The 26,296-nt window shown below is 70.3% G+C and carries 26 protein-coding genes and 1 pseudogene; 10 read left to right on the forward strand and 17 right to left on the reverse strand.

Annotated elements, in window-relative coordinates; genetic code table 11:
* Window positions 1-2 precede the first annotated feature (2 nt).
* Window positions 3-1,616: an SDR family oxidoreductase gene (locus tag AB0M48_RS03305; RefSeq protein WP_363835664.1), complete on the forward strand. Its 1,614-nt coding sequence runs from the start codon at window positions 3-5 to the stop codon at window positions 1,614-1,616.
* On the opposite strand, the gene AB0M48_RS03310 is transcribed toward AB0M48_RS03305, so the two are convergent.
* From AB0M48_RS03310 to AB0M48_RS03335, 6 genes are all read right to left on the reverse strand, one after another.
* Window positions 1,602-2,042 carry a tetratricopeptide repeat protein gene (locus AB0M48_RS03310; RefSeq protein ID WP_363835665.1) on the reverse strand — a complete coding sequence of 147 codons (441 nt, stop codon included), beginning with the start codon at window positions 2,040-2,042 and terminating at the stop codon, window positions 1,602-1,604. The genes AB0M48_RS03305 and AB0M48_RS03310 overlap by 15 nt on opposite strands.
* Window positions 2,039-3,511: a carboxylesterase family protein gene (locus AB0M48_RS03315; protein ID WP_363835666.1), complete on the reverse strand. Its 1,473-nt coding sequence runs from the start codon at window positions 3,509-3,511 to the stop codon at window positions 2,039-2,041. The genes AB0M48_RS03310 and AB0M48_RS03315 overlap by 4 nt, the downstream gene beginning before the upstream one ends.
* A gap of 63 nt (window positions 3,512-3,574) precedes the next feature.
* Window positions 3,575-4,543: an NAD(P)-dependent alcohol dehydrogenase gene (locus tag AB0M48_RS03320; RefSeq protein WP_363835667.1), complete on the reverse strand. Its 969-nt coding sequence runs from the start codon at window positions 4,541-4,543 to the stop codon at window positions 3,575-3,577.
* 158 nt (window positions 4,544-4,701) lie between these two features.
* The gene (locus AB0M48_RS03325; protein WP_363835668.1) at window positions 4,702-5,298 is read right to left on the reverse strand and encodes a VOC family protein; all 597 of its coding nucleotides are present in this window, start codon (window positions 5,296-5,298) and stop codon (window positions 4,702-4,704) included.
* Window positions 5,295-6,638, reverse strand: a complete 1,344-nt coding sequence (locus tag AB0M48_RS03330) for an NAD(P)/FAD-dependent oxidoreductase (protein ID WP_363835669.1) — start codon at window positions 6,636-6,638, stop codon at window positions 5,295-5,297. Before AB0M48_RS03330 ends, AB0M48_RS03325 begins: the two co-directional genes overlap by 4 nt.
* Window positions 6,638-7,084: a VOC family protein gene (locus tag AB0M48_RS03335; protein WP_363835670.1), complete on the reverse strand. Its 447-nt coding sequence runs from the start codon at window positions 7,082-7,084 to the stop codon at window positions 6,638-6,640. The genes AB0M48_RS03330 and AB0M48_RS03335 overlap by 1 nt, the downstream gene beginning before the upstream one ends.
* Before the next feature lie 107 nt (window positions 7,085-7,191).
* Here AB0M48_RS03335 and AB0M48_RS03340 point away from each other — a divergent pair, with 107 nt between their 5' ends.
* The gene (locus AB0M48_RS03340) at window positions 7,192-9,849 is read left to right on the forward strand and encodes an AAA family ATPase (protein ID WP_363835671.1); all 2,658 of its coding nucleotides are present in this window, start codon (window positions 7,192-7,194) and stop codon (window positions 9,847-9,849) included.
* Between the two features lie 47 nt (window positions 9,850-9,896).
* Here the strand turns inward: AB0M48_RS03340 and AB0M48_RS03345 are convergent, their stop codons facing one another.
* The 3 genes from AB0M48_RS03345 to AB0M48_RS03355 all read right to left on the reverse strand — a co-directional run bounded on the left by AB0M48_RS03345 (window position 9,897) and on the right by AB0M48_RS03355 (window position 12,652).
* A complete protein-coding gene (locus tag AB0M48_RS03345; RefSeq protein ID WP_363835672.1) occupies window positions 9,897-10,643 on the reverse strand; it encodes an SDR family oxidoreductase in 747 nt (248 codons plus the stop codon).
* Window positions 10,644-10,724: 81 nt separating this feature from the next.
* The gene (locus AB0M48_RS03350) at window positions 10,725-11,591 is read right to left on the reverse strand and encodes an RNA polymerase sigma-70 factor (protein ID WP_363835674.1); all 867 of its coding nucleotides are present in this window, start codon (window positions 11,589-11,591) and stop codon (window positions 10,725-10,727) included.
* Between the two features lie 71 nt (window positions 11,592-11,662).
* Window positions 11,663-12,652, reverse strand: coding sequence for a hypothetical protein (locus AB0M48_RS03355; protein WP_363835676.1), 990 nt, complete (start codon window positions 12,650-12,652; stop codon window positions 11,663-11,665).
* Between the two features lie 97 nt (window positions 12,653-12,749).
* Between AB0M48_RS03355 and AB0M48_RS03360 the strand changes: the two genes are divergently transcribed.
* The 6 genes from AB0M48_RS03360 to AB0M48_RS03385 all read left to right on the forward strand — a co-directional run bounded on the left by AB0M48_RS03360 (window position 12,750) and on the right by AB0M48_RS03385 (window position 16,868).
* A complete protein-coding gene (locus AB0M48_RS03360; RefSeq protein ID WP_363835677.1) occupies window positions 12,750-13,256 on the forward strand; it encodes a DinB family protein in 507 nt (168 codons plus the stop codon).
* 235 nt (window positions 13,257-13,491) lie between these two features.
* Complete coding sequence (locus tag AB0M48_RS03365; protein ID WP_363835678.1) at window positions 13,492-13,779, forward strand: muconolactone Delta-isomerase family protein; 288 nt, start codon at window positions 13,492-13,494, stop codon at window positions 13,777-13,779.
* 81 nt (window positions 13,780-13,860) lie between these two features.
* Window positions 13,861-14,763 (forward strand): LLM class flavin-dependent oxidoreductase, encoded by a 903-nt coding sequence (locus AB0M48_RS03370; RefSeq protein WP_363835679.1) that lies wholly within the window; start codon window positions 13,861-13,863, stop codon window positions 14,761-14,763.
* Between the two features lie 117 nt (window positions 14,764-14,880).
* Complete coding sequence (locus AB0M48_RS03375) at window positions 14,881-15,252, forward strand: YciI family protein (protein ID WP_363835681.1); 372 nt, start codon at window positions 14,881-14,883, stop codon at window positions 15,250-15,252.
* Window positions 15,249-16,466 carry an RNA polymerase sigma factor gene (locus AB0M48_RS03380; RefSeq protein WP_363835682.1) on the forward strand — a complete coding sequence of 406 codons (1,218 nt, stop codon included), beginning with the start codon at window positions 15,249-15,251 and terminating at the stop codon, window positions 16,464-16,466. Before AB0M48_RS03375 ends, AB0M48_RS03380 begins: the two co-directional genes overlap by 4 nt.
* Before the next feature lie 66 nt (window positions 16,467-16,532).
* A complete protein-coding gene (locus AB0M48_RS03385; protein WP_363835683.1) occupies window positions 16,533-16,868 on the forward strand; it encodes a VOC family protein in 336 nt (111 codons plus the stop codon).
* Between the two features lie 168 nt (window positions 16,869-17,036).
* Here AB0M48_RS03385 and AB0M48_RS03390 read toward each other — a convergent pair whose 3' ends face one another.
* From AB0M48_RS03390 to AB0M48_RS03400, 3 genes are all read right to left on the reverse strand, one after another.
* On the reverse strand, window positions 17,037-17,894 hold the full coding sequence (locus AB0M48_RS03390; RefSeq protein WP_363835684.1) for a phosphatidylinositol-specific phospholipase C/glycerophosphodiester phosphodiesterase family protein: 858 nt from the start codon (window positions 17,892-17,894) through the stop codon (window positions 17,037-17,039).
* Window positions 17,895-18,151: 257 nt separating this feature from the next.
* Window positions 18,152-19,561: a serine hydrolase domain-containing protein gene (locus AB0M48_RS03395; RefSeq protein WP_363835685.1), complete on the reverse strand. Its 1,410-nt coding sequence runs from the start codon at window positions 19,559-19,561 to the stop codon at window positions 18,152-18,154.
* 182 nt (window positions 19,562-19,743) lie between these two features.
* Window positions 19,744-20,127: a helix-turn-helix domain-containing protein gene (locus AB0M48_RS03400; RefSeq protein WP_363835686.1), complete on the reverse strand. Its 384-nt coding sequence runs from the start codon at window positions 20,125-20,127 to the stop codon at window positions 19,744-19,746.
* 85 nt (window positions 20,128-20,212) lie between these two features.
* Between AB0M48_RS03400 and AB0M48_RS03405 the strand changes: the two genes are divergently transcribed.
* Entirely contained in the window at window positions 20,213-20,602 is a 390-nt protein-coding gene (locus AB0M48_RS03405; RefSeq protein ID WP_319985482.1) for a RidA family protein, read from the forward strand.
* Window positions 20,603-20,648: 46 nt separating this feature from the next.
* Here the strand turns inward: AB0M48_RS03405 and AB0M48_RS03410 are convergent, their stop codons facing one another.
* Together AB0M48_RS03410 and AB0M48_RS03415 are read right to left on the reverse strand one after the other, a co-directional pair.
* Window positions 20,649-21,038 carry a hypothetical protein gene (locus AB0M48_RS03410; RefSeq protein WP_363835688.1) on the reverse strand — a complete coding sequence of 130 codons (390 nt, stop codon included), beginning with the start codon at window positions 21,036-21,038 and terminating at the stop codon, window positions 20,649-20,651.
* Between the two features lie 42 nt (window positions 21,039-21,080).
* A complete protein-coding gene (locus AB0M48_RS03415; RefSeq protein ID WP_363835690.1) occupies window positions 21,081-21,848 on the reverse strand; it encodes a heparin lyase I family protein in 768 nt (255 codons plus the stop codon).
* 172 nt (window positions 21,849-22,020) lie between these two features.
* Here AB0M48_RS03415 and AB0M48_RS03420 point away from each other — a divergent pair, with 172 nt between their 5' ends.
* On the forward strand, window positions 22,021-23,052 hold the full coding sequence (locus AB0M48_RS03420; RefSeq protein WP_363835691.1) for an NAD(P)/FAD-dependent oxidoreductase: 1,032 nt from the start codon (window positions 22,021-22,023) through the stop codon (window positions 23,050-23,052).
* A 284-nt stretch (window positions 23,053-23,336) separates the two neighbouring features.
* Here the strand turns inward: AB0M48_RS03420 and AB0M48_RS03425 are convergent, their stop codons facing one another.
* The 3 genes and pseudogenes from AB0M48_RS03425 to AB0M48_RS03435 form a co-directional block, all read right to left on the reverse strand.
* Complete coding sequence (locus tag AB0M48_RS03425) at window positions 23,337-23,762, reverse strand: hypothetical protein (protein WP_363835692.1); 426 nt, start codon at window positions 23,760-23,762, stop codon at window positions 23,337-23,339.
* Between the two features lie 96 nt (window positions 23,763-23,858).
* Window positions 23,859-24,503, reverse strand: coding sequence for a DedA family protein (locus AB0M48_RS03430; protein WP_363835693.1), 645 nt, complete (start codon window positions 24,501-24,503; stop codon window positions 23,859-23,861).
* Between the two features lie 359 nt (window positions 24,504-24,862).
* A pseudogene (locus tag AB0M48_RS03435) lies at window positions 24,863-26,293 on the reverse strand (sugar-binding domain-containing protein); the annotation flags it as partial.
* Window positions 26,294-26,296 lie beyond the last annotated feature (3 nt).

Consider the following 26,296-nt stretch of genomic DNA (forward strand, 5'->3'; position numbering starts at 1 on the left):
AGGTGCGTTCCGGGGAAGTCGAACTCGCCGTGCAGGTGCGCGGCACGTCCGGGCCGACGGTGGTCTTGGTGCACGGGTATCCGGACACGCACGAGGTGTGGGACCGCGTGGTCGCCCTGCTGGAGAAGGACTTCCGCGTCGTCACGTACGACGTGCGGGGCGCCGGCGAGTCCACCGCGCCATCCACTGAGGACGGTTACCGGCTCGAACGGCTGGCGGCGGACCTGTTCGCGGTGATCGACGCGGTCAGCCCGGACGAGCCGGTGCACCTGGTCGGCCACGACTGGGGCTCGATCCAGTCCTGGGAGGCGGTGACCACGCCCGGCGCGCGGATCGCCACGTTCACCTCGATCTCCGGGCCGTGCCTCGACCACATGGGGCACTGGTCGCGGAAGGGGTTGTCGATCGCCCACCTCCGGCAGTTCCTCCGGTCCTGGTACATCGGCGCGTTCCACCTGCCGGTGCTCGCGCCCCTGTTCTGGCGGCTCTACCTCGGCCCGCGCTGGGGAGGCGTGCTGCGGCGGCTGGAAGGCGTACAGGTCAAGCCCGTGCGCACGATCACCTCCGACGCGGTGCGCGGGATCTCGTTGTACCGGGCCAACATCCGGCAGGTCATGCGCTCGCCGCGGCAGCGTTTCGCGCCCATGCCGGTGCAGGTGGTCCAGCCGGTCCACGACCGCTACATCCGCACCGAACCGCTCGATTTCGAACGCTGGGTGCCGTCGCTCACGCGCCGGAGGATCGCGGCCGGACACTGGGCACCGCTGAGCCACCCGGAGCCGCTCGCCCGGATGATCAGCGAGTTCGTCGCGGACTCCACGCCGAAGCGCGAGCTCGTCGTGATCACGGGTGGTGGCAGCGGCATCGGCCGGGCGACCGCGGTGGCGTTCGCCAGGACCGGCGCTCGCGTCGTGGTGTCCGATGTGGACTTCGCCGCGGCCGAGGAGACCGCGGGCATGGTGGACGGCCACGCCTACGAGGTCGACGTGCGCTCCGAAGAGGCGGTACGGGCCTGGGCACGACAGGTCGCCGACGAGCACGGCGTGCCCGACGTGGTCGTGAACAACGCCGGTGTCGGCCACTCCGGGTCGTTCCTGTCGACCACGACCGAGCAGTGGCAACGGGTGCTGGACGTCAACCTGTGGGGTGTCGTGCACGGCTGCCGGGCGTTCGGCGAGCTGATGGTCGAACGCGCGGAGGGCGGCCACATCGTGAACCTGTCCTCAGCGGCGGCCTACCTGCCGTCGAAGATCCTCTCTGCGTACGCCACCAGCAAGGCAGCCGTGTTCATGTTGTCGGACTGCCTGCGGGCAGAGCTCGCGCCGCACGCCATCGGTGTCAGCGCCATCTGCCCGGGGGTGGTGAACACGAACATCACCGCGACCACGACGTTCTCCGGCGTCAGCGCCGAGGAGGAACGCCGCAAGCAGGACCGCGCGTCCCGGATCTACGCCCGGCGCGGCTTCGGCCCGGAGGGCGTCGCCACCGAGATCGTGCGCGCGGTGCGCCGCAACAAGCCCGTCGTGCCGGTGACCGCGGAGGCCAGGGCGGCCCGGCTCGCCAGCCGGGCCGCACCGGGCCTCCTGCGCTCGTTCGCCAAACTAGATCTCGGCTAGTTCTCCACCGAACGCGGCGGCGAGACGGAGCCAGGGCGCGGCCTCCTCGGGCCGGCCCTGCCGCTCCAGCGTGCGGCCGAGCAGCAGGTGGGCGTAGTGCTCGACCGGGTCGCGGTCCACGATCACGCGGAGCCGCGCCTCGGCCTTGTTCAGCTGCGCCGAGTGGTAGTAGGCGCGGGCCAGCAGCAGGTGGAGGTCCGTCTGGAACGGCACCTCGCCGGCGACAGCGGCCAGCAGTTCCGCGGCCTTGACGTAGTCGCGGGACTCGAACAGCAGCTGCGCGCGCTCCCACTTCTCGGCGGGAGTCTCGACGTGGCCGGCGTCGAACAGGCGCCTCGCCGTCACCCAGCGATCTGCCGCCACCTCACCGTTGGGCTTGTAGGCGTGGAACATCGAGCTGTCGTGCACCGAGAGTTCGTTGTTCATCGAACCTCCCTTCCGGCGCGTACAACGCCTTCCAGGGGTAGGTATTCCCACGTGTGCTCCTGCCAGATCAGCCGCGACCGCTCCTCCGGGTACGCGGTCACCTCGTCCTGGACGTCGAAGACCCGCGTGGTGCGGTCAGCGGAGTAGGCGGGCCAGCCGGGATCGCCGTCCACCGCGAACCCCGTCCACGCCGCCCGCATCCGGTCGGACACCTCCCGCACCTGCGGGGTGATCTCACCGAGCACCGCGGCCGCCTGTCCCCGGTCGAGGTTGCCGAACACCAGCGGCACGTCCACCCCGTGGCACGCGCGGAACACCTCGGTCGGCTCGAAGGCCACCACGTACACGTGCGCCCGGCCACCCGCCGCCACCTGTGCCTCGGCGAGGTGCAGCGACGGCATCCGGAACAGCCAGTCCGAGCAGACCAGCTCGAACAACTCCTCCGGCTCCAGGTCCGGATACACGAGACCGGGCGCGAACACCTCCAGCGCCTCCGACGCCTGCTCCGGCGTCACGCTGCCGACCAGGCCTTCGAGCACCGACAGGAGTCGCTGTTCGTGGCGCGTGTGCCCGGCGATCAGCTCGACGTCGCGCGCCGCACCTGACCTCAACGCCTCCCACGGCGTCGTCGGCAGGACGTCGCCGTCGACCACGGGGGCGAACGGGATCAGCTTCTGCGCGGCCTGCCCCCAGCGGGCGACCTGCCGCATCTCGCCCATGACCTCGTCGCCCGCGGCCGGCAGCAGTTCCGGATCCACAGTGGACAGATCAGCCACGGTGGGACGCAACCCGAGCTCGGCGGCGCACGCGACAGCGATGTCCGCGGCCAGTTCCGGCGCGAAGAACGTGCCCGGCACGCTGCTCGCGATCGCGCGGTGGAACAGCCCCGCGGCACGCGGCATCGCGAGCAACGCCGCCACCGAGCCGCCGCCCGCCGACTGACCGAAGACCGTCACACGGGCCGGATCACCGCCGAACGCGCGGATGTTGTCGCGCACCCACTCCAGCGCCGCGACCTGGTCCAGCAGCCCGCGGTTCGCGGGGGCGCCCTCGATCAGCGCGAACCCCTCGATGCCGACGCGGTAGTTGAACGTCACCACCACGACCCCGCCGGACGCGAGCCGCGCGCCGTCGTACTCGGGCAGGCCGGACATGCCGACCGTGTAGGCGCCGCCCTGGATCCACACCATCACCGGCAGGTCGCCGGTCGTGCCGGGCGACCAGACGTTCACGGTCAGCCATTCGTCACCGGCCGCGCCCATGCCGTCCATGCCGAACACCGCGGCCTGCGGTGGCGGCGGCCCGAACGCCAGCGCCTCCCGCGCGCCGTCCCACGCCTCGACCGGCTGCGGTGCGGCGAACCGGAACTCCCCGACCGGTGGCGCGGCGAACGGGATGGCGCGGAACACCGCCATGCCCTGATCAGCGGTGCCGCGAACCGTGCCGCCGGTGACTCGAACCTCGACCATGGCGGAATCGTCGGCGCACCACCCGCGAAAAAGCCAGGGAATTACCGCTGAACGGTCCGGCGCTCAGGCCGTGACGACGACCTTCGCCCGCGCGTGTTCCGACTCGACGTGCCGGATGGCGTCGGCCACGTCGGTCAGCGGGTAGGTCCGCTCGATCACCGGCACCAGCCGCCCCGACTCCGCGAGCTCCCCCAGCGCGGCCAGGTTCTCCCTGCTGGGCTTCGCTTCCAGCACCACGAGCCGCTGCCGGGAGAACGACGCGAGCAGCTTGCCCTGGATGATCAGCCGGTAAGGCCCGAACAGCGCGCCACCGGTGAAGCTGCCACCGCCGGACAGCACCAGCGTGCCGTCGTCGGTGAGCAGCGCCCGCAACTCGCCCATCGACCTGTTCCCCACCAGGTCGAAGACGAGGTCGTACCGCTGCCCGGAACGGGTGAAGTCAGTGGTCTTGTAGTCGACGACGTGGTCGGCGCCGACCGAGCGGACCTGCTCGACGTTGCGCGTGCTGCACACCCCGGTCACGATCGCCTTGCGCGCCTTGGCGATCTGCACCGCCATCAGCCCGACCCCGCCGGACGCGCCGTTGATCAGCACCTTCTGCCCGGCCCGCAGACCCTTCAGGCCCATCCACGCCGTGTTGCCCGCCAGCGGCAGCGTCGCCGCCTGCTCGAACGTGAGGGTGGACGGCTTGTGCTGCACCAGGTTCGCGGGCACCCGGACGTACTCGGCGAAGGACCCCTCGACCTCCCCGAACACCTCGTCCCCGACCTGCAGCATGCCGCCCACGCCGGGCCCGGTCTCCTCGACCACACCCGCGAAGTCCATCCCCCGGATCCGCGCCTTCGGGCCCTTCCACCCCAGGAACAGCCGCGCGAAGTACGGATCACCGCGCATGATGTGCCAGTCGGCGGCGTTCACCGACGACGCCCGCACCCGCACCAGCACCTCGCCGGCGGCGGGCACCGGCCGTTCGACCTCCCGCAACTCCAACACGTCCGCGGAGCCGTATCTGTCCTGGACGATCGCCTTCATCGCGGCCTCCCTCGCTTGGGGAGGAAGGTAAGCGGCGGCGACGTCCCGGCACATCAGGGACGACCCCTAGGGTCCCTCGGCACGGCAGCACGAAGCGCGCGGAACGCCAGGGCTTGGCGTTCCGCGCTGCGCTCTTGCCTTTTCCAGGTTCACCGGGCCTACAGCGGAAGCTCTTGGCCCGTCTGCTCCTTGACCATGTACTCGGCGTACCAGTCGGGCCAGTTCTCGTCGAACTCGCCACCGTTGCGCTTCTCGTGCTCGCCGTGGGCCGCAGCGGCCCTGCGCAACGCCGCCGCCAGATCGGTGATCGAGCCGTAGGACGTGTCGTCGGCGTCGACGCGGCCGGGCAGGCGGGTCGTGACCTCCTGCAGGATCCACGTGTTGCCGTCCGGGTCGGCGAACTCGGCGCGGGTGAAGTAGCTGCGGCGGCCGGGGTCCGCGCCCTCGACGGGGCCGTCCGGGCCGCCGTGGAACAGCGGGCCGACCTTGATCCCGGCCGCCAGCAGGGCCTCGTGCGTCTCGACGACGTCCGCGACGACCAGGAAGTGCCTGCCGGAGCCGGGTTCCGCGGTCGTGACGCCCTCGCCGAAGTGGATGGACGCATTGGAACCGTGCGGGGTGAACTGCACGACCCACGGCGGGGTGACGTCCTGGCGCCAGCCGAGGCGGGCGTAGAACTCCTTGGCGCGCTCCACGTCCGTGACGGGGACGACGGTGACTTCGAGCTTCATGTCGATCTCTTCGAGGTTCTTCACTTCGCTACTTCCTTCGTGAGGTCGCGGAGTACGTTGAGGAACGCCTCCGAAAAGGTGGGGAACGGCTGGATGACGTCGAGCAGCACCGGCAGCGGGACCTTCGCGCGGATCGCGAGGGTGGCCTGCTGCAACCACTCACCTGCCTCCGGGCCCACGGCGTAAGCGCCGGTGAGGACTTCGCCGTCGGACACGAGGGTCAGGAATCCGGGCCGTGTGGCGTACTCACGGGTGTAGGTGGCCGTGCGCGCGACACCGGACAGGTGGGCGGTCGCGGTGTACTTCCCTTCTGCCGCACCGACTGCGGCGACCTCCGGGGAGGTGAACACGACGCGGGGAACGGCGCTGTAGTCGACCTCGGCCGGTGTGCCGAGGATGTTCGCGGCGGCGACGCGGCCCTGGTACTTGCCGACGTGGGTCAGGTTCCACTGGCCCGTGACGTCGCCGACCGCCCAGATGCCGTCCGCGACGTTCATCCGCCCGTCGGTGGCGATGCCGCGCGGATTCGCCTCGACTCCAACGGTTTCGAGTCCGATGCCGTCGACGCGCGGGCGGCGGCCGGTGGCGACGAGGAGCTTGTCGCCACGCAGCTGAGTGCCGTCCGGGAGGTCGAGCACGTACTCGTCGTTCTCGAACCGCGCCGCGGTGGCGTGTACGCCGAGGTGCAGTTCGACACCGTCCGCGGCCAACGCCTCGGTGAGTGCACGGCCGGCTGCCTCCGGTTCGCGGGGCAGCAGCCGGTCGGCGCCCTCGACCAGGGCGACCTCGGACCCGAGGCTCAGGAACGCCTGCGCCATCTCGACGCCGACGGGTCCGCCGCCCAGGACCAGCAGCCGCCGGGGGATCTCCCGGACGCCGGTGGCCTCGCGGTTCGTCCACACGTCCAGGTCGCTCAGGCCCGGGATCGGCGGGAGGAAGGGCGCCGAGCCGGTGGCGATCACGACGTGGTCGGCGGTGTAGGTCTGGTCGCCGACCGCGACTGTCCGCGGCCCGGCGATCCTGCCGTGTCCGCGCAGCACGTCGATTCCGGCGCTCCCGGCCCACTTCTCGCCACCCGTGTCGTCGTAGGACGACACCATGAAGTCACGCCAGTCGAGCACGGCCTTCACGTCGATCTCGCCGGTGACCGCCTCGCGGGCACCGGGCACCTGCTTCGCGGCCGCCACGGCCTCACCGGCACGCAGCAGGGTCTTGGACGGGATGCACGCCCAGAAGGAGCACTCGCCGCCGAGCAACTCGCGTTCGACCAGCGCCACCCGCAGCCCGCCCTCGGCGACGGCGGCGGCGAAGTGCTCGCCGGGAGATCCGCCGCCGATGACGATCACGTCGTAGTGCGAGGTCATCACACACGACCCGGAAGGCGCGTCGTGACCTCCTGCAGCACCCAGCCGTTGCCGTCCGGGTCGGTGAACGAGGCGAACGAGCCGTAGCTGGTGCGGGCGGGGTCCGGTCCGGCGACACGGCCGGTGGTGCCGGCGTGGTGGAAGACGCCGGTCTTGTCGTGGAAGATCTCGCTGACCTGCACGCCGCGGCCGATCAGGTCCTCGCGGGCGGCCTCGACGTCGTCGACGATCAGGTGCAGGCCCTCGACGCCGCCGGGAGCGGCGTTCGAGACGCCGCTGCCGAAGATGATCGACGCGGGTGAGCCGGTCGGCGTGAACTGGACCAGGCGGTAGCCCTCGTCGTCGGCGAACTCGGCGTCGAAGCGCCAGCCCAGCGCCTTGTAGAAGTGGACGGCCCGGTCGATGTCGCTGACCGGGATGACGGTCACCTCGAGCTTGTAGTCCATCGGGGTTCATCTCCTTCGTTGTCGACTGACTTGAGCCTGCTCCCGCCAGGGGGTCGCTCGAACCCGTGGAACACCCTGGTCACCCCCTGGCCCGTAGGCTCGGACCCGTGTCGGACGAAGGTCTGCTCGGCAGACGCACTGAGGCGGAAGCGCTGGATCGGCTGCTCAGCCAGGCGCGGTCCGGTGCCGGTCAGGTGCTGGTCCTGCGGGGTGAGGCCGGGATCGGCAAGACCGCGCTGCTCGACCAGGTGTCGGCGCGAGCCTCGGGATTCCGGGTGGCACGGGCCGCCGGGGTAGAGTCCGAGACCGCGTTCCCGTACGCCGGACTGCACCAGCTGTGCGCGCCGTTCCTCGACCGGCTGGACCGGCTGCCCGCACCGCAGCGCGAGGCGCTCGGCACGGCGTTCGGGATGGCCTCCGGGCCGCGGCCGACGCGGTTCATGGTCGGCCTGGCGGTGCTGACGCTGCTCGCCGAGGTCGCCGACGAGCAGCCGCTGGCGTGCCTGGTGGACGACGCGCAGTGGCTCGACCCGATGTCGTCGGCGGTGCTCGGGTTCGTCGCCCGCAGGCTGCTCGCCGAACGGATCGCGCTGGTCTTCGTGCTGCGCGAGGGCAACGACTACCTCGGCGGGCTGCCCGAGCTGTTCGTGCGCGGCCTGGACGACGCCGACGCCCGCGCGTTGCTGGAGTCGGTGATCAGGGGACCGGTCGACGGCCGGGTGCGCGATCGGATCGTCGCCGAGGCCCGCGGCAACCCGCTGGCGTTGCTGGAACTGCCGCGCGAGGTGGCCGACGGACTGGACCCCGGGCCGCTGACCAGCCGCATCGAGCAGAGCTTCGTCCGGCAGATCGCGCCGCTGCCCGCCGACACCCGGCTGCTGATGCTGACCGCCGCGGCCGAGCCGCTCGGGGACGCGACCCTGCTGTGGCGGGCGGCGGGCCTGCTCGGGCTGGGTGCCGACCCGGCGGCCGCCGCGCTGGGCACCGGGCTGATCGAGTTCGGCGCCCGCGTCCAGTTCCGGCACCCGCTGGTGCGCTCCGCCGTCTACCGCTCGGCGTCCGCCGCGGACCGGCTGCGCGTGCACCGGGCGCTGGCCGACGTGACGGATCCGGCCATCGACCCGGACCGGCGCGCGTGGCACCGGGCGCAGGGCACCGCCGCGCCGGACGAGGAGGTCGCCGCCGGCCTGGAGAACTCGGCCGGCCGTGCCCAGGCGCGGGGCGGGCTGCTGGCCGCCGCCGCGTTCCTCGAACAGGCTGCGGTGCTGACGCCGGAACCCGGCCGCCGGGCCTCCCGTGAACTCGCCGCCGCGCGGGCCAAGCGCGACGCGGGCGCGCTCGACGCCTCGTTGCGGCTGCTCTCCGCCGTCGAGGCCGGGCCGCCGGACGAGCTGCGCAGCGCCCAGGTCGAGCACCTGCGCGGGCACATCGCGTTCGACCAGCGCCGGGTCGCCGACGCCGCGCCGCTGCTGTTCAGCGCGGCCCGCAGGCTCGCGCCGTTCGACGCCGACCTGGCCCGCGAGACGCACCTGGAAGCCCTCTCGGCCGCGGTCTGGGCCGGCGCGCCGCTGGCCGGCGCCGCCCGCACCGCTTCCCCGGCCCGCATCCCGCCCTGCGCCCTGGACCTGGTCCTCGACGCGCTGACCACCCGCATCACCTCCGGCTACGCGGCGGCCGTCGCGCCCATGACCCGTGCGCTCGACGAACTGCGCGCGTTGAAGGTCGGCGCCGACGACATCAGTCGCGTGCCGTGGCTGTTCGGCAACCGCGCGGGCGGAATCGTCGCGACGGAGATGTGGGACTTCGACACGCGCCGGGCGTTCGCCCAGCAGCAGGTCCGCCTGTCCCGCGACGCCGGTGCGCTCGTGCAGCTGCAGTTCGCGCTGAACTTCCTGGCCGACAACGAACTCCTCGCCGGTGAACCCGCTGCCGCGCAGGCGTTGATCGAGGAGGACCGGCGCATCTCGGAGGTCACCGGCACCCCGCCGGTCGGTTACGCGGTGCTGCTGCAGGCCGCCTACCGCGGTGAGGACGTGGCGACCGCGACCCGTGCGGAGGCGTCGGCCGCGGGCCAGGGACGGCTGGCCGTGATCGCCGACTGGACCCTCGCGATCCTCCACAACGGACTGGGCCGGCACGACCTGGCCCGCGACGCCGCGCTGCGGGTGTGCGCGTCCGACAGCCTGGTCTACAGCTGCCTGATCACGTCCGAACTGGCCGAGGCCGCCTCCCGCACCGGCGACACGGCATTGGTCGCCGAGGCTCTGGAACGTTCCTCGGACTGGGTCGACACGCAGTGGTCGCTGGGCGTCAAGGCCCGTCTGCGCGCGCTGAACGGGGACTCACCGGCGTTCGCCGAGTCGATCGCTTGTTTCGAACGGACGGCGTTGCGCGGCGAACTGGGCCGCGCCCACCTGCTCTACGGCGAGTGGCTGCGGCGCGAGGGGCAGCGGGTCGAGGCCCGCGAGCACCTCCGCACCGCGCACGAAACGTTGACGGCGTGCGGCATGCCGACGTTCGCGGATCGCGCGATGCGGGAGTTGCACGCGACCGGTGAGACGGCGCGCAAGCGGACCGCCGAGCCCACGGACGAGCTGACCGCGCAGGAGTACCAGATCGCCCGGCTGGCGCGGGAGGGGTACTCGAACCCGGAGATCGGCACGCGGCTGTTCCTCAGCCCGCGCACCGTGGAATGGCACCTGCGCAAGGTGTTCGGCAAGGTCGGGGTGACTTCGCGCCGCCAGTTGCGCGACGCGAAGTTCTGAGACGCACGGGGCGGGTGGGCCCGATCCCCACCCGCCGCGAACGCGCGTCAGTTCCCCGCGGCGAGCCAGTCCTGCAGGCTGGTCGCCTGCAGCTGCGCGCCCGCGTTCGGCACGAGCTGCTTGCCGGTCAGGAGCGTGCCGAAGTACTTCGCCTGCGGGTCACCGACGACCTCGCGCGGGTCCTTGCGCTGCTTCAGCACCGTGCGGATCCAACCGTCCATTGTGAACTCTTCCGGCCCGCCGATCTCCAGCACACCGTTGACCGGCTCGGTCGCCGCGGTCCGTGCGACCACGGCGGCGACGTCGGACGCGGCGACCGGCTGGACGCCACCGTGCGGGAGGTGCACGACGCCGTCCACCTCGGCGGAGTTCGCGATGGCACCCACGAACTCGAAGAACTGGGTGGCGCGAATGATCGAGTACGTGAGGCCCGACTCCCTGATGAGCTTCTCCTGCGCCACCTTCGCGCGCAGGTAGCCGGACTCGGGCAGCTCGTCCGTGCCGACGATCGACAGCGCGACGTAGTGGCCGACGCCCGCGCCGGCGGCGGCCTTGGTCAGGTTCGTCGTGGCGGTGGTGAAGAAGTTCATGACGTCGTCGTCGGCGAACGACGGCGAGTTCGACACGTCGACCAGCACGTCGGCGCCCTTCAGCACCTCCTCGACACCCTCTCCGGTCAGCGTGTTCACGCCGCTGTTCGGGGACGCGGGCACGGCGTCGTGGCCGTGCTCACCGAGCCGCTTCACGACCTGGCTGCCGATCAACCCGGTGCCGCCGATGACAACGATCCTCATGGGTCCGTCCCTCTCGTGATCCCCGCCCCGTGCGGGGTGTTCACGAGCTAAGACAGGACAGGCGCCGAAGTTGTGACAGGCCTACTGGAACGCGGCCAGCTTCTCCGGGTTGACCAGCCACAACACCTGGTCGATGCCCTCCGCGGACGCCGTCACGGTGATCACCGCGTAGGTGCCGTCGTCCTTGCGCAGCCGCACGGCGGCAAGCCCGTTCGCCTCGACGAACGACACTTCCGCGCCGGCCCAGAACGACGGCGCCCACCCTGAGATGATCTTCGCCAGGGTGGCCGCGCCGAACAGCGGCCGACCGGCCGCCCGGATCGCGCCGTTGCTGTCGGACCAGCTCACGACGTCCTGCGCGAACAGCTTCTCGAGCGCCGCCAGGTCACCGGCCCGCGCCGCCGCCACGAACGCCTCCAGCAACCTGCGCTGGTCCGCGCGCTCCACGGGCACCCGCCGTTCGTCCGCGAGGTGCTTGCGCGCCCGGCTGACCAGCTGCCGCGTCGCGACCTCGCTGGTCTGCACGATCTCGGCGATCTCCCGGTACGGGTAGCCGAACGCCTCGCGCAGCACGTACGCGGCGCGTTCGGTCGGGGTCAGCTTCTCCAGCAGCATCAGCACCGCGAGTTCGAGCACCGCGCCCTGCTCGGCCCCCACCTGCGGGTCCGCGGAGGTGTCGACGGGTTCGGGCAGCCACGGCCCGACGTAGGTCTCGCGGCGGGCCCGCGCGGTCTGCGACTCGTTGATCGCGAGCCGGGTGATCGCGGTGGCCAGGTACGCCTCGGGGTTCAGCACGGCGGCCCGGTCCGCGAGCTGCCAGCGCACCCACACCTCCTGCACCAGGTCCTCGGCGTCGGCCACGCTGCCGGTCATGCGGTAGGCGATGCCGAACAGCCTCGGCCGGGCCGCCGCGAACACCGACTCGGCCTCGTCGAGCTGCCGCGTCATCAGCCACCCCTCTCCTCACAGCAACCGTAGCGCCGATCGGAGGGGGTGGTGATGTGGCGCCTCACACGGGGTTACGCGCACGTCCAGCGCAGCGGGCCGTAGTCGCTCGCCGAGCTGAACAGGGAGTCGTCGTCCCCCACCACGAACAGCTCGGAGACGGTCGTGACGCCGTCGGGGTAAGGCAGTTCCCCCAGGAAGGCCGTGTCCCGCCAGACCGACGCGCGTCCGACCATTGTGGACCGTTCCCCCGTGATCAGCCCGCCCGCGTTGACGGCGAACGCCGTGCCGCCGTCGTCGATGTGGCGGACCTTCCCGTCGCGGTCCCACAGCAGCGCCTGCGAGTCCGGCCACGCGCCCTCGACCTGGTAGCCGACCGCCTTGCCGCCCCGGATCGCCTCGGTGAACGCGTACTTGCCCTCGTCGGCCAGCAGCGTCACCGCGCCGTCGCGCCACAGGGCTCCCGGCTTGCCCTCGCGGCCGCTCAGCAGCACCGTGCCGTCGTCGTCCAGGTCCTTCGGCGTGCCGGCGTCGATGATCCGCGGCGCGACCGCGATGGTCGACCACAGGATCCCGACCGTCCGGCCGTCCGAGACCCGTTCGCCCTGGCCGAGCACGTCGCCGCGTTCGTTGAGGGCGATCGCGCGGGTGACGCGGTACCCGTCCGGGGCGGTGAACTCCGTGATCGTGCCCGAGGCCGAGTACTGCACGACCGCCCAGCGTCCCTCGGCGACGACCCTGCCGTCGACCAGCACGGTGCCCGACGAGTTCTGGCCGGCCATCGACAACCACTGCAGGTGCCGCAACTCGTGCACGACCTGCGGCTGTCCGCCGGTCCAGACGATCAGGTCCTTGGTGTTCTGCCCCGGTCGCAACGACGTGCCCGCGTAGTTGCCGCGGCTGTCGGTGCCCTTGACGTCGGTGAAGGCCGGGTCGTACCCGTCGGGTACCGCCACCTTGGACACGACCCAGTCGCACGGCGCCGGGTCCGCCGCCGCCACCCCCGGTGCCGCCAGAACCGCGCCCGCCAAGCCGATGGCCGCGATGAACGTACGTCTGCGCATGGTGATTCCCCCGAATCAGCTGAAGACGTCACGGTCACGCCGGACCCCCGCCACCGGTTGCCCCACATCACCCGAACGGACCAGGCAGACTGATCACGTGACCACCGAACGCCCCAGCCCTCCGATGCGCGCCGGCGAACGCGAGACCCTGCGCGCGTTCCTAGACTTCCACCGCGCCACCCTCGCGATGAAGTGCGACGGCCTGTCCGACGACGACCTGCGCCGCCGCTCGATGCCCCCGTCCACGCTCACGCTGCTCGGCCTCGTCCGGCACATGGCCGAGGTGGAGCGCACCTGGTTCCGCAAGGTCATCAACGGCGAGGACATCCCGCTGGTGTGGTCCGAGGTCAACGACTACCAGGTGGCCTACGACGCCTCGAACTCGACGAGGTCCGAGGCGTTCGAGGCGTGGCAGGCGGAGGTCGAGCACGCGCGCCGGATCGAGCGCGAGGCCGAGTCGCTGGACGTCACGGGCTATCAGCCGCGCTGGGACGAGCACGTGTCGCTGCGGCTGGTGATGAACCACCTCTGCCACGAGTACGCGCGGCACAACGGCCACGCGGACTTCCTGCGCGAGGGCATCGACGGCGTCACCGGAGCGTGACGGCCGGGGCACGCAGCGCTGCAGGGCCGGCAGATCGGCCGACTCATCGTCCAGAGTGGACGGTGCTGACCACGCGGAGTTCTCCGCCGGGTGCGACGCGGCCGGCGGTCATCGCTTCGATCGCGGCCCCGATGGGTATTCCCTGCCACGGCGGCGACCTGCACCTGCCGGTCGGCCCGGGACTCGCCGTCGAGCTGGATCCCGCGGCCGTCACGGCCTTCACCAGGAGGTGACCATGCTCTTCCACGTGCGGATGGACGTTTCCCTGCCCCACGACATGGACCCCAACGACCGCGCCGAACTGGTCCGCGCCGAGAAGGAACGGGAGCTGGAACTGCAGAAACTGGGCGTCTGGCCACACCTGTGGCGCGTCGTCGGCCAGTACAGCGACATCGGCATCTTCGACGTGCCGTCCAACGACGAGTTGCACGCCTTCCTGTCGTCGTTACCGCTGTGGGAGTACATGCGCGTGCAGGTGGCACCGCTCGCGACGCACCCCTCGGACCTCGACGCCCAGCCATGACGGCACTGGCCTCGGGCGGCACGGCCCAGGTCTACTCGGGACTGACCGACGAACGCTGCTGATGCCCTAGTGTGCGGGGACATGGGGCTGCGGCTGTCGGTGCTCGACACGTCTCCGATCGTGCAGGGTTCGACGCCGCGTGAGGCGTTGCGCAACACCGTTGATCTCGCGGAACTGGCGGAGGAGCTGGGGTTCCACCGGTACTGGGTGCCGGAACACCACGGCATGCGAGGGGTCGCCGGCTGCGCGCCGGCCGTGCTCGTCGCGCACCTGGCGGCCGTCACCGAACGCCTGCGCGTCGGCGCGGGCGGTGTGCTGCTGCCCAACCACCCGCCGCTCGTGGTGGCCGAGCAGTTCGGCACGCTCGCGGCCCTGCACCCCGGCCGGATCGACCTCGGCATCGGGCGCGCGCCGGGCGGTCCGCCGTCCGTGGTCTCGGCGCTGCGCCGCACCGACCGGCCGTACCGCGAGCAGCTGGAAGAACTGCGGGCCCTGTTCACCTCGTCCACCGCGGCCGTGCCCGTGCGGGGCGGCAACGTGCCGGAACTGTGGCTGCTCGGCTCCTCTCCGAGCACCTCGGAGCTGGCCGCGGAACTGGACATGCGGTTCGCGTTCGCCCGGCACCTCCGTCCCTCGCTCAGCTGCGGCGGGGACCTGGTCAGCGTCTCGGTGATCTGCGCGGAGGACGACGAACGGGCCGAGTGGCTCGCCGGGCCGATCAGGACGAAGGTGCGCAGCCGTCAGCAGGGCGACCGGATCCTGCTGCCGAACCCGCACGACGCGGCCGCGCTCCCCGACGACGGCCGCGTGCTGGTCGGCGGTCCCGAGACGATCACGCGCAAGCTCCAGGCCGTGCTCGACGAGACCGGCACGTCCGAGCTGATGATCACCTCGCCGGTCTACCACCACGCGGACCGTCGTCGCTGCTACGAGCTGGTCTCCGCGGTCAGCGGGGCGGTGACGCCCGCTGGTGCAGCGGAGTAGTGATCTTCCCTCAGGGGCGTCACGGCGTGCCTCGCCGCGCCGTGGGAAACAACGCGTGCTCGAATGTCGAGTTCCAGAGGTCTCGTTCGTCCTCGGATCGACGACTGGAGGACATTCATGCACTACATGTTCTTGATCTACAACTGCGAAAACCGCCCGCGCCCCGGTGACCCGCGGTTCGAGGAGATCCTCACGCGGGTGAACGCGTTCGCCGACGAGTGCCGGCGGCGGGGTGCGTACGTGGCCGGTGCCCCGCTGAAACCCGTCACCACCGCGACCACGGTGCGGGTGCGCGACGGCAAGGCGCTGCTCACCGACGGGCCGTTCGCCGAGACGCACGAGCACCTCGGCGGGTACTACCTGCTCGACTGCCGCGACCTCGACGAGGCGCTGGAACTGGCCGGGATGATCCCGCAGGCGCACTACGGCGCGACCATCGAGGTGCGTCCCGTCGACGACATCGCCGGCCTGAACCACGGGGTGGCATGAGCGACCTCGCGTCGGCGGCGGTCGAGCAGGTCTACCGCGAGCACCGGACCCGGATGCTCGCGGCGCTGGTGCGGGCGCTGGGCGACTTCGAGCTGGCCGAGGACGCGCTGCAGGAGGCGTGCTCGCAGGCGTTGCGGAAATGGCCGCGTTCACAGGTACCGGACGACCCGTTCGCCTGGCTGCTCACCGTCGCCCGCAACCACGCGCTGGACCGGCTGCGGCACGCCCAGATGGCCCGCACGAAGCTGCCCGCGCCGCCCGCGCCGATCACCATGACGGAAAAGCAGCTCATCGACCTCGGTGACGAACGCCTGAGCCTGATCTTCACCTGCTGCCACCCGGCACTCGCCGAGGACGCGCGGCTGGCGCTCACGCTCCAGGCGGTGGCGGGGTTCACGGCGGCACAGATCGCGCGGACCTTCCTCGTCGCGGAACCCGCGCTGGCCCAGCGGCTGGTCAGGGCCAAGCGCAAGATCCGCGACGCCGGGATCACCTTCGAGGTGCCCGCCGACCACCTGCTGCCCGAACGGTTGCAGGGCGTGCTCGGTGTGCTCTACCTGATCTTCACGCGCGGCTACACGACGGCCGACGCCTCGCTGCGGCAGGAGGCGTTGCGGCTGGGCAGGCTCGTGGCCGCGCTGATGCCCGACGAACCGGAGGCGCACGGCCTGGTGGCGTTGATGCTGCTGCACAACTCGCGCAGCGCCGCACGCCTCACCGCCGACGGCGACCTGGTGCTGTTCGAGGACCAGGACCGCACGCTCTGGAACGCCGACGAGATCTCGGAGGGCATGGCGCTGCTCGACCGGGCGCTGCGCTTCGGCTCGCCCGGCCCGTACGTGCTGCACGCCGTGATCGCCGCCCTGCACGTGCAGGACCCGGTGGACTGGGCACGCGTGGCCGCCCTGTACGCCGAACTCCTAGCGGTGGCACCGACTCCGGTGATCGAACTCAACCACGCGGTCGCCGTCGCGATGACCGACGGGCCGCTGGCGGGGCTCGATCTGATCGACCGCATCACCGGGCTCGACTCCTACCACCTGCTGCACTCCACCCGCGCCGACCTGCTGCGCCGCCTGGGCCGGCGGTCCGAAGCCGTTGCGGCGTACCGGCTGGCTCACGAACTGGCGGCGAACCCGGCCGATCGCCGGTTCCTCGCCGGACGCCTGCGTTCCCTGGCTTCCGACCAGGGCCGAGAAAATCTCGGAGACTGATGTCGAGTTCCGGCACGCTCGCTCGTCCTTCGCTCGTAGGTAACAGCAACCGAAGGAGCGATCGAGATGTCCGGACAGGTCAACTGGTTCGAACTGCCCGCCGAGGACACCGCGCGGGCACGGGCGTTCTACGCGGGTGTGTTCGGCTGGGAAACCAGCCTGATGGGCGAGGACTACCACGTGATCACGAACGGCGCGGCCGGCGCGATCGCGGTCCGGGACGCCCAGCTCACCCAGCCGCGGATCTACTTCAACACCACGGACATCGACGCGTCCGTGCGCAAGGTCGCCGAACTCGGCGGCAAGAGCGACGACGTGCAGACCGTGCCGGACGTCGGCCGCATCGCCCACTGCTCGGACGACCAGGGCACGCCGTTCAGCCTGTACGAGCCCCAGGTCTGACCCGGCCGGACCGGCGTGCCGAGTCCGTCCGTCCTCTTCGGACTCGGCCGCCGCGGGGCTGACATCGGTCGGAGCGACCCTGAACTTCATCCCGCCGGGGCGCGTTGACCCCACTGCCGGCTGCACAGTGGGCAGGGCTCCCCCGGAGCGGTGGAGCCCTGCCACGGTTCAGCCCCTGCGGCGCTCAGCCGGGTCGTTCGCGAGGAGGAACTCGCGCAACCCCGCGAGGTCGTCGGTGTTGATGTGGTCGACGTCGGCCGCGAGCAGCTCACGCCACACCGCGTTCCGCGCCTCACCCGCCACGTCCGGGGTGGCCCAGAACCGCACCCGGTAGCCGGCGGCGTGTGCCTGCGACACGATGCGGCGGAGCTTCTCCCGCTCGGCCACAGGCATGGCGCCGACTCCCTGCCACGTGAAGTTCTTCGTCCAGTTGTCGCTGACCAGCGGCATGAACGTGGCGGGCACACCACCGCCGAGATCGCTCAGCCGCCCGTCGTACCCGGCCCGCCGGATCCGCTGGGCGAGCATGTCCTCACGCGGCCGGTTCCCGCTGATGACCACCTCGACCGCGCCACGTCGTTCGTGACCGTTGACCCACTGGGTGAGCAGGGGACGGAACTCGCGCAGCGCCTCGTCCACGGCCTTGTAGGTCGCCGGACCGTCGCTCTTGATGTCGACGAGCAGCTGGAAGGAACCGCGCCAGTGCGGGTAGACACGACCCCCGTTCGCGCGCGCGATCTCGGCGAGCGGCTGGAGGTAGAGGCTGCGCAGCGTGCGGCCCGGCCGCGTGTCGACCAGGTCGTGCGCCACGCGAAGTTCGCCGTCCACCAGCCACACGTCGGCCTCCACGGACGTGAACCCGCGGTCGCGGGCGTCGGCCAGCGGACGGTCGTGCTCGTAGTCGTTGTGCGCGTGGGCACGTTCGAGCGGCTGCACTCGGCCCGGCGCGGCAACGGCACCCGGCAGCGGGCTCGCCACCACGGTCACCAGCAGGGCCAGCACAACGGACAACGTCGATCGCTTCATCGAATTCCCTTCTCCGCGTCCACACGCGAACCCGCGCCGGCGCGAGTGGTGTGCACGCACAGTGTCTAGCCGCCGCTGGTGGAAAGAGAGCTTCTTCCGGGCGAACACCACTCGACGCGGCGGCAACCAGCTCGCACACGTGTCAGAGGTGAGGACCGGGACCAGTCAGACGACCTCGTGCCCGAACGGCACGCTTGCGTCGGCCGCCCGGAACTCCTGAACCACCTGGTAGTCGGCACCGTCCCCCTTGGTCCGCGTCACGGACAGAACGGCTTGCGGGCGAACGCTCGTCCCGTGAACCTCAAGAAACGGGAACGGCCGGTCTCGTCGGCGTCTCCGAGGCCATAAACCACATGCCTGCCTTCGGTTGGTACAAGGGTGATGAGCGCGTCGGCGTCGAGCGCAACCAACTCGACCTCATCCTCTTCTTCCGACGGACTCTTCGTGAGGCGAACCCGAAGCCACGCGCGGCCGTCATCGTCGACACGCACCACCCAGTCGCCGACGGAACACCAGTAGGTTCCGGCAGCTCTGGTCGCGTCCACGGGTCGTGGATCCACTGGTGGCACGGGAAGTTCAGGCATGTGGACTCCCGCAAGCTCGCCCAGCAAGCGCCCGAACAACTCGCTGAACACCGGGTACACGTCCCCGCCGTTGCTCAGCAACGCAACGGCGACACCGGCCTCGGGCACGACGCGCAGGAACGCGCGCTGGCCCATCGTGTGGCCACCGTGGCCAACGACCACAGGACCGCCGCAATCGGGCATCGACCAACCGAGTCCCCAATGACCGTTCATCAGTCCCGGTTCCGGCAACTCGACGTGCGGGTTCCGCATCGCATCGAACTCGTTCACCGAGAGGTGGTGCCGGACGAATCCGAGCAGATCACGCGCACTCATGGCGAGCATCGCACCGGCCGGCGCCGTGGAAGGGACGAGCGACCACGTGTTCACACGCTCGAGCGGACCGTCCGGTCGAGACCGCTCGTGCCCGACTGCAGCCCTGCCGAGAATCGCCTCCTCGACGCACGTCGCGACACCGGTCAGGCCGAGCGGATCGATCAGCTGCTCGCGCAGCACCTGGTTGTACGGCTTTCCGCGCAGCACCTCGACCAGTCGCCCAAGCACGACGAAACCGCTGTTGCAGTAGGAAAACCGTTCACCTGGCGGGAAGAACTGGTCAGCGCCGGAGAGCATCTCGACGTACTTCTGGACGGCGTCATCGTTACGACCGGTGTCCGGCCACCGATCGCCGTCGAAACCTCCCGTGTGGCAGAGGAGTTGCCGGGACGTCACCGTCTTGGTCGCGGTCTCGTCGCCGAGCACGAACTCGTCCAGGTAGTCAGCCACCGGCCGGTCGAGGTCCAGCAGTCCTTCGTTGGCGAGCTGCATCACCAGCGTCGCTGTCCAGACCTTGGTGATCGATCCGATCTGAAACAACGCGTCCGATGTCACCGGAACACCCGTGGTGAGGTTCAGGACCCCAGCCGAGGCGTCCACTATGTCATCGTCCACCAGCACGGCCACCTGTGCCCCGACCACTCCGTGCTGAGCCAGCAGAACGGGCAGCGCCTCTTCCACCAACTCCCCGACTGCTCGCGCCCGGCTCGTGAATTCAGCGCTCCGCTCCACGCAGCGGCCCCCCCGATCGATCAGCGTCACAGTCATCGAACCACCAAGTCGGCAGTCTCGGCCAGTACGACCGGGACCATGCCGATGTCCTCGGCGGCAATCCCGGAAGCCTCGCTGTCCCCTTCGGCACGAGAGCGCCAGAGTGCCGTCCGCGCGGCCGTGCGGTGCGGGACCGCTCAGCAGGTTGTTCCAGCAGAAGAGTCACTCATCAGCGACTATCAATTCGAGTGACCAAAGCGACTGCGGGCTTCCTCGATCTCACTCAGATACCGCGTCGTCCACGCGCACATCGCGTCCACGGTCGCCCGCAATCCCTGCCCGGGCTCGGTGAGCGTGTAGTCGACACGCGGCGGCACGGTCGGGTGCACGACGCGCGACACGAGGCCGTTGCGTTCGAGCAGCCGCAGGTTCTGGGTCAGCATCTTGTGACTGATGCCGTCGACCTCGGTCTTCAGCTCGGTGAAGCGCTTGGTGCTGTCGCCGATGGTCTCGACGATCAGCAGTGCCCACTTGTTGGCGATGTCGGAGAAGATCTCGCGCGCCAGCGAGTCCGCGCGGGCCAGATCGCCGCTGAGCTGCTTGCTCACCTCGAGGTGCCTCACTCTCGAAAAAGTGCGTTCTTCCAGGTCGCTCATCACTCTCCTACGGTGAGTGAGTAACTGCAAGAGAGCTAACAGGAGAACCGAAATGGCCGTCACGCTCATCAACTCCGACGAGCTGCCCCAGCTCGACGTCTACCACCACGTGGCTGTCGCGAGCGGCTCGAAGACGATCTACCTGGCCGGGCAGGTCGCCTGGGACGCCGCGCCCGACCTCGCCACCCAGACCGAGCAGGCCTACGTGAACGTGCACACCGCGCTGAAGGCCGCCGGGGCGTCGTTCAAGGACCTGGCCAGGGTGCGGATGTACGTCGTGGACTGGACGCCGGACAAGATGCCGGCGCTCCTCGAGGGCATCGAGAACGCCATGAAGCAGGTCGGTGAGACCGCCAAGCCGCCCGCCACGTTGATCGGCGTGGCCGCGCTGGACGTGCCGGAGCACCTGGTCGAGATCGAGGCCACGGCCGTGATCGACTGATCGACTGACTCAGCAGCGCACGCGAAAACCAGCGAGCGCTGCTGAGTCAGGCAGAGGTCCGGCCCGCTCCTCGTCTGCGCAGGCTGATCAACAACGCCAGCGCGGCCGACAGCGCGACGAGAGCGCCCACCACGAGCTGGTTGAGCCAAACGGCCTCAGCACCACCGTCCGCTCGCACCAACGCGACGACGATGAGGCACACCGCCAGCGCGATCGTCACCGGCCGGATGAGCGGCACGTCCAGCGGTGCCATCGCGCGCACCATGCCGAGCAGCATGATCACGACGGCGAGGCCCATCGACACCCAGTACGGCCGGAAGGCGTGCAGCGACGCGCCGAAGTGCAGGACCGGTGGCGCGGCGATCAGCCACACGCCCGCCAGGAAGGCGGCCACACCGGCCCTGCTCTCGACGGTTCGTCTGTGTAAGTCCCCCACGCGAGCAATTCTCACCTCTGGACGGCGTCGTGGGAACACCCTCTATTCGTTTCGATACGCCTTCAAGTTCCGCAGCAACAGATAGGTGTCCTGCAGTTGCGCGGAGTCGTTGACGCTCCGGTAGATGCCCCACTTCGGATGCGCCTGGTCACCGCCCAGCCACGTGTCGAAGCCGGAGCGCGAGGCGTTGACCACGGTCGTGCCGCCGTCCTTCAGCGAGAAGCGCAGGCTGCCGGAGTCGGCGACCTTGATCTCGATCTCGACGTCGATCCACCTGTTGCGCAACGGCGCGAGCGGCGTGCTGCCGAGTTTCGCCTGGCCCGCGCCGAACAGTCGCATCTCGACGGTCTCCAGCGACCCCGAGCGGAACAGCGACATGGTGACCACGGGCGAGTCCACGCCGGTGTGCTTGACCTGGAAGATGTGCGAGAAGCTGGTGGTGCCCTTCAACGACGTGGGAAGGTACATCTGGTAGGTGTAGCGCCAGGTCTCGCCCTTCTTCATGTCGTGCCGGGTGCCGCCGGTCCGGATCCCGCGCACCTCGTTGCGCTGCCGGTCGGAACCGTCCCGATCGGACTTGTGCATCACGAACCGGTACTGGCTGCTCTCGGCGAAGATGTGCGTTGCCGAGGGGTGCGAGTCCGAGCGGTCGTCCTCGATGCCGGCGAACGCGCCGAGGCCCGCCGAACCGGGGTTCGGGGCCCACTTCTGCACGAACGCCATCGCACCCACATCAGCAGACGCCACACCTGCGGCCAGTGGCGTGGCCGCGATGGCGAGCATCGCGGTGCGGCGGTTGAACAACTCCATCGGTGTTCCTCCTCGAACCAGGGCGGCGATTCGAGGCAGCGGTAGGCACACGATCAGTGACGGGCCTCCGGCGTGTCAAGGGCCCCGCATTTGTGGAGAAACGGTGCAGGTCCGGTGAAGGTGTTGCCGGGAAACGGGAATCAGCCCGGTGATCGGCTCTAGCGTCGGCGGCATGGACACCGTGGACGTGCTCGTCGTCGGCGCCGGGCTGGCCGGCCTCAACACCGCGCGCCTGCTCGCCGAAGCAGGCCTCGACGTGGCCGTTTGTGAACGCAGGACCAGTCTGGAGACCGGCATCCGCACCACCGGGATCTTCGTCCGGCGCACCCTCGACGACTACGAGCTCCCGCACCTCGGCCCGGCGGTCCGGCGCGTGCTGCTCTACCCGCCGTCCGGCGAAAATCCGGTGGAACTCCTGAGCCCGCGCGACGAGTTCCGCGTCGGCGACATGGAGGGCATCTACGCCGCCGCGGTCAAGGACGCCGAACGGGCGGGTGCGCGCGTCAGCCTGAACTCGAGCTATCCGGCGAAGTCCACGAAGGCCCGCTTCACGATCGGCGCCGACGGCGCCCGGTCCACCGTCGCGAAGAGCCTCGGCCTCGACGTCAACCGGCAGCTGATCACCGGCATCGAGGAGGTCTACCCGGTCGCCACCGGCTCGACGCCGACGTTCCACTGCGTGGTCGACCCGCGACTCGCACCCGGTTACATCGCCTGGGTCATCGACGACGGCGAGCACGCGCACGTCGGGCTGGCGGGACGCGCCGACCGGTTCACCGCGCCGCTTCCCCAGCTGCTGCAACGGTTCCGCGACAGCTTCCCCACACCGGAGCCCACCGGTCCGGTGAAGCGCCGCGGCGGGCCGATCCCGGTCGGCGGGCTGCTGCGCCGGATCGTGTCGCCACAAGGGCTGCTGGTCGGCGACGCAGCGGGTGCGGTCTCGCCGCTGACGGCGGGCGGGCTCGACCCGTGCATGCGGATGTCCGAGCTCGCGGCCTCGGTCACGTCCGACTACCTGCGCAGCGGCAACAAGTACGTGCTGGAGCACTACGACGCCGCGGCGATGCGCCGTCGCTACCTGCTGCGATCTCAGCTGCGGCGCGGGCTGTCGCTCGTCCGCGGGCCCGGCCTCGCCGAGTTCGCGTTCACACTGCTGCGCACGCCGCCGGGGAAGGCCGTGGCCAAGAAGATCCTGTTCAACTAGTGGTCGCGCCCGATCCTCTGCGCTGACCTGGGGCTGGCCGAACCGGTCGCCGAGCTGCGCATGACCGTGCTGGAGGAACGCGTCGCCGCCGACCCTCCAGCTCGGCGGCAGCGCCTACCCGTTGGACGCCTGGTGAACAAGCAGCCGAAGGCTGGGGCCGCAGGAGCAGCGGCCCCACTGTCAGCGATCAGCGTCGCCGTTCACCTGCCGAGGTCGCCATCGCCCCTTCTCTGCGAGGTGATCTCACCTCGATGCCAAGACCGGGGAACCTCGCAATGCGAGCGCTAACCGCGACTGACCGTCGCGACTCCCGTTCGTCCAGAGGCGACGAACGCGTGCCCGAAAGCCAGTGCGGCCAAGGCGAACAGCACGATCGGCGGCGACGGCAGCAACAGCGCCGCCACCTCGAGCAGCGCCAGTGACGTGGCGAACCCGAGCCCGGCGAGCGCTCGCGGCACCGGCCCCGCCTTCACCACGACCAGGCAGGCCAGCCCGCCGAAGACGAGGGCGATCGACATCGCGAAGTTGATCCCCAGATTCACCTCGTAGAGCGTGCGGTCGACCCCGCCCAGCGCGATCTCGACCTCCTTCGCCGCCGCCCGGTCGCCGCCCGGGCCTCCGTCGCCGAGCGCCATGACCCCCATGATCGCCAGATGGCCCACCCCGGTCGCGATCCACGCCCACGAGCCGATCCGAAACGTACGCGGCATTGCACCTACCCCCTCCACGTGCGAAACATACGCCAACGTATGTTTCGCGCACCGGGCAGGCGTGTCAACTTTCGCTGACGGGACAACGCTTTCCCCTCAGCTGACTTCCTCCAGCTCAACCGCCTTCACCGCGGCAGCCTGCCTGCGGCGGCGCAGCAAGACGACCAGGCAGATCACCGCCGCGACGCCCAGCAGGACCCACATCGCTCCGTTGAAGACGGACTCGACGTACTTCGCCGAGGCCCCGGCAGTCGCGCCGATGCCGATGTGCAGCGCCGACCAGCAGACCGCGCCCGCGATCGAGGCGGGTAGAAACCGCCGGTACTCGAGTTTCGACGCACCCGCCGACGCCGGGACCAGGGTCCGCACGACGGGCATGAACCGGGCGGCGAACACCGCCCACGCGCCGCGGCGCCGCAACAGATCGCCCGCCTTGTCCCAGTGCTGCTGTCCCACCTTGCGGACGATCCTGCTGTCGCGCAGACGATCGCCGTAGCGGCGGCCGAGGTAGTAGCCGATGCTGTCACCGGCGATCGCGCACACCGTGACCACGAGCCACATGACCAGGAACCGGGGCACGGTCGTCACCGTCGTCGAGGCCAGCAGCAGGGCGCTCTCGCCCGGCGCCAGGAAACCGACGCCGAGCGTGCACTCCGCCAGCGTCAAAGCACCCGTGACCGCCAGGACGGCGGGCTGCGGCAGACCGGCGAGCCCTTCGAGGGCATCGGTCAGGAACGACATGAACTCTCCCCAGCGGAACGTCAGAACGTCCGGGACAGTTCACAAGAACGGGCTCTGGTCGCACATCGGCCCAGGGTCTGACCTGGCGGTAGACCTTAGACGTAGGGGAGAACCCCCACGGGTGGATGATCTCCCTGAGATGGCCGGAGGAATGCCGGGACGCGGAGCGTCCCGGCATTCCTGGATCAGGCGGTCAGCAGGGTCAGCCCGTAGACGCGGAGGATCTCGTTGACGGGCTGGAACCAGGTGCGGCCACCACCGGAGCACACGATCGCGGACACGGAAACCATGCGTAGCAGATGTTCTCTCCTACGGTGCCCAAGGTGAGCTGACTGCCCAACTCACGTCCTGGTTGCGTGGTGGTCGTCGATCACGTCGCCGTTGCCGGGGTCGGGATCCGAGACGCAGCAGTTGGAGCCCGAGTTGTGGTTGATCAGCCGGGTGTTGTCGATCGAGCGGATCAGGTTCACGATCCGGCCGGCGTCGTACTCGCCCCAGCCCTCGTTGAACGGCACCCACTGCACGATCGACGTGATGCCCTTGAGCTGGTCGATCATCCGGCGCAGCTCGGACTCGTAGTTAGCGTGCGAGTTCGGCGCCTCGTCGATGGAGTCGACGGACGGCATGTCCTGCCAGACCATCAGGCCGAGCCGGTCGGCGTGGTAGAACCAGCGCGCGGGTTCGACCTTGATGTGCTTGCGGACCATGTTGAACCCCAGCGCCTTCTGGCGTTCGAGGTCGAAGCGCAGCGCCTCGTCGGTCGGCGCGGTGTAGATGCCGTCCGGCCAGTAGCCCTGGTCCAGGGTGCCGCTCTGGAAGACGAACTTCCCGTTCAGCAACGGCCGCATGACGCCGCCGACCATCGCCTTGCCGAGCGAGCGCATGCCGAAGTAGCCCGTCACGACGTCCCCGCCGGCCAGCGTCACGCGCAGGTCGTAGAGGAACGGGTCGTCGGGCGACCACAGCCGGGCGTTCGGCACCGGCACCCGCAGCGCGCTACCGGTCGTGCCGGTCTGCCGGCCGACGACCTGCCCGCCGCTGAGCACCTCGGCGGTGACGGCCTGGCCCGCGGTGCCCTGCACGACCAGGTCGAGCGCGCCCGCACCGACGTTCGGGGTGGTGTCGAGACGCGTGATGTTCGCCGCCCGCACCGGTTCCAGCCAGACCGTCTGCCAGATGCCGGACGCGGCGGTGTAGAAGATGCCGCTCGGGTTGCGGCGCTGCTTGCCGATCGGATAGCGGCTGCCGTCCACCGTCGAGGTGACGCCGACGACGATCTCGTTCGTGCCGGCCGTCAGCGCGGAGGTGATGTCGAACGAGAACGCGTCGAAGCCACCGGTGTGCGTGCCGACCTGCCTGCCGTTGACCCAGACCCGCGTCTCCCAGGTCACCGCGCCGAAGTTGAGCTTGACCTGACGACCGTTCCAAGTGGACGGAACGGTGAAGGTGCGGCGGTAGAACATGTTGTCCTCGTGCCGCTTGATTCCCGACAGGGCGGACTCGATCGGGTACGGCACGAGGACGCCTTCGGCCAGCGGACGGCCGATCGGCGGGTTGGTGAGGTTCGGCGCTCCGGCGAACTCCCAGACACCGTTGAGGTTCTGCCACTCGGTTCGCACCAGCTGCGGTCGCGGGTACTCGGGCAGGGCGTTCGCCGGCGACACCTGGGAGGTCCAGGGTGTCGAGAGCGGAGGGACTTTCGGTACCCACTCCGCCGCGTGCGCCGGTGGTGTCAGGAAGGTCGCTGTGATCAGGATCGAGACCAACACGCCCAGGACGCGTCTGGTCATGGC

This window comes from Lentzea sp. NPDC051208, from assembly GCF_040682435.1.
Lineage (GTDB): Bacteria > Actinomycetota > Actinomycetes > Mycobacteriales > Pseudonocardiaceae > Lentzea > Lentzea kristufekii.

Bases quoted from the DNA above. Each gene is read 5' to 3' on its own strand.
- AB0M48_RS03310 (WP_363835665.1), bottom strand. From the start codon at position 2,042: ATGAACAACGAACTCTCGGTGCACGACAGCTCGATGTTCCACGCCTAC.
- AB0M48_RS03315 (WP_363835666.1), bottom strand. From the start codon at position 3,511: ATGGTCGAGGTTCGAGTCACCGGCGGCACGGTTCGCGGCACCGCTGAT.
- AB0M48_RS03320 (WP_363835667.1), bottom strand. From the start codon at position 4,543: ATGAAGGCGATCGTCCAGGACAGATACGGCTCCGCGGACGTGTTGGAG.
- AB0M48_RS03330 (WP_363835669.1), bottom strand. From the start codon at position 6,638: ATGACCTCGCACTACGACGTGATCGTCATCGGCGGCGGATCTCCCGGC.
- AB0M48_RS03335 (WP_363835670.1), bottom strand. From the start codon at position 7,084: ATGGACTACAAGCTCGAGGTGACCGTCATCCCGGTCAGCGACATCGAC.
- AB0M48_RS03345 (WP_363835672.1), bottom strand. From the start codon at position 10,643: ATGAGGATCGTTGTCATCGGCGGCACCGGGTTGATCGGCAGCCAGGTC.
- AB0M48_RS03350 (WP_363835674.1), bottom strand. From the start codon at position 11,591: ATGACGCGGCAGCTCGACGAGGCCGAGTCGGTGTTCGCGGCGGCCCGG.
- AB0M48_RS03355 (WP_363835676.1), bottom strand. From the start codon at position 12,652: ATGCGCAGACGTACGTTCATCGCGGCCATCGGCTTGGCGGGCGCGGTT.
- AB0M48_RS03365 (WP_363835678.1), top strand. From the start codon at position 13,492: ATGCTCTTCCACGTGCGGATGGACGTTTCCCTGCCCCACGACATGGAC.
- AB0M48_RS03370 (WP_363835679.1), top strand. From the start codon at position 13,861: ATGGGGCTGCGGCTGTCGGTGCTCGACACGTCTCCGATCGTGCAGGGT.
- AB0M48_RS03375 (WP_363835681.1), top strand. From the start codon at position 14,881: ATGCACTACATGTTCTTGATCTACAACTGCGAAAACCGCCCGCGCCCC.
- AB0M48_RS03380 (WP_363835682.1), top strand. From the start codon at position 15,249: ATGAGCGACCTCGCGTCGGCGGCGGTCGAGCAGGTCTACCGCGAGCAC.
- AB0M48_RS03385 (WP_363835683.1), top strand. From the start codon at position 16,533: ATGTCCGGACAGGTCAACTGGTTCGAACTGCCCGCCGAGGACACCGCG.
- AB0M48_RS03390 (WP_363835684.1), bottom strand. From the start codon at position 17,894: ATGAAGCGATCGACGTTGTCCGTTGTGCTGGCCCTGCTGGTGACCGTG.
- AB0M48_RS03395 (WP_363835685.1), bottom strand. From the start codon at position 19,561: ATGACTGTGACGCTGATCGATCGGGGGGGCCGCTGCGTGGAGCGGAGC.
- AB0M48_RS03405 (WP_319985482.1), top strand. From the start codon at position 20,213: ATGGCCGTCACGCTCATCAACTCCGACGAGCTGCCCCAGCTCGACGTC.
- AB0M48_RS03415 (WP_363835690.1), bottom strand. From the start codon at position 21,848: ATGGAGTTGTTCAACCGCCGCACCGCGATGCTCGCCATCGCGGCCACG.
- AB0M48_RS03420 (WP_363835691.1), top strand. From the start codon at position 22,021: ATGGACACCGTGGACGTGCTCGTCGTCGGCGCCGGGCTGGCCGGCCTC.
- AB0M48_RS03425 (WP_363835692.1), bottom strand. From the start codon at position 23,762: ATGCCGCGTACGTTTCGGATCGGCTCGTGGGCGTGGATCGCGACCGGG.
- AB0M48_RS03430 (WP_363835693.1), bottom strand. From the start codon at position 24,503: ATGTCGTTCCTGACCGATGCCCTCGAAGGGCTCGCCGGTCTGCCGCAG.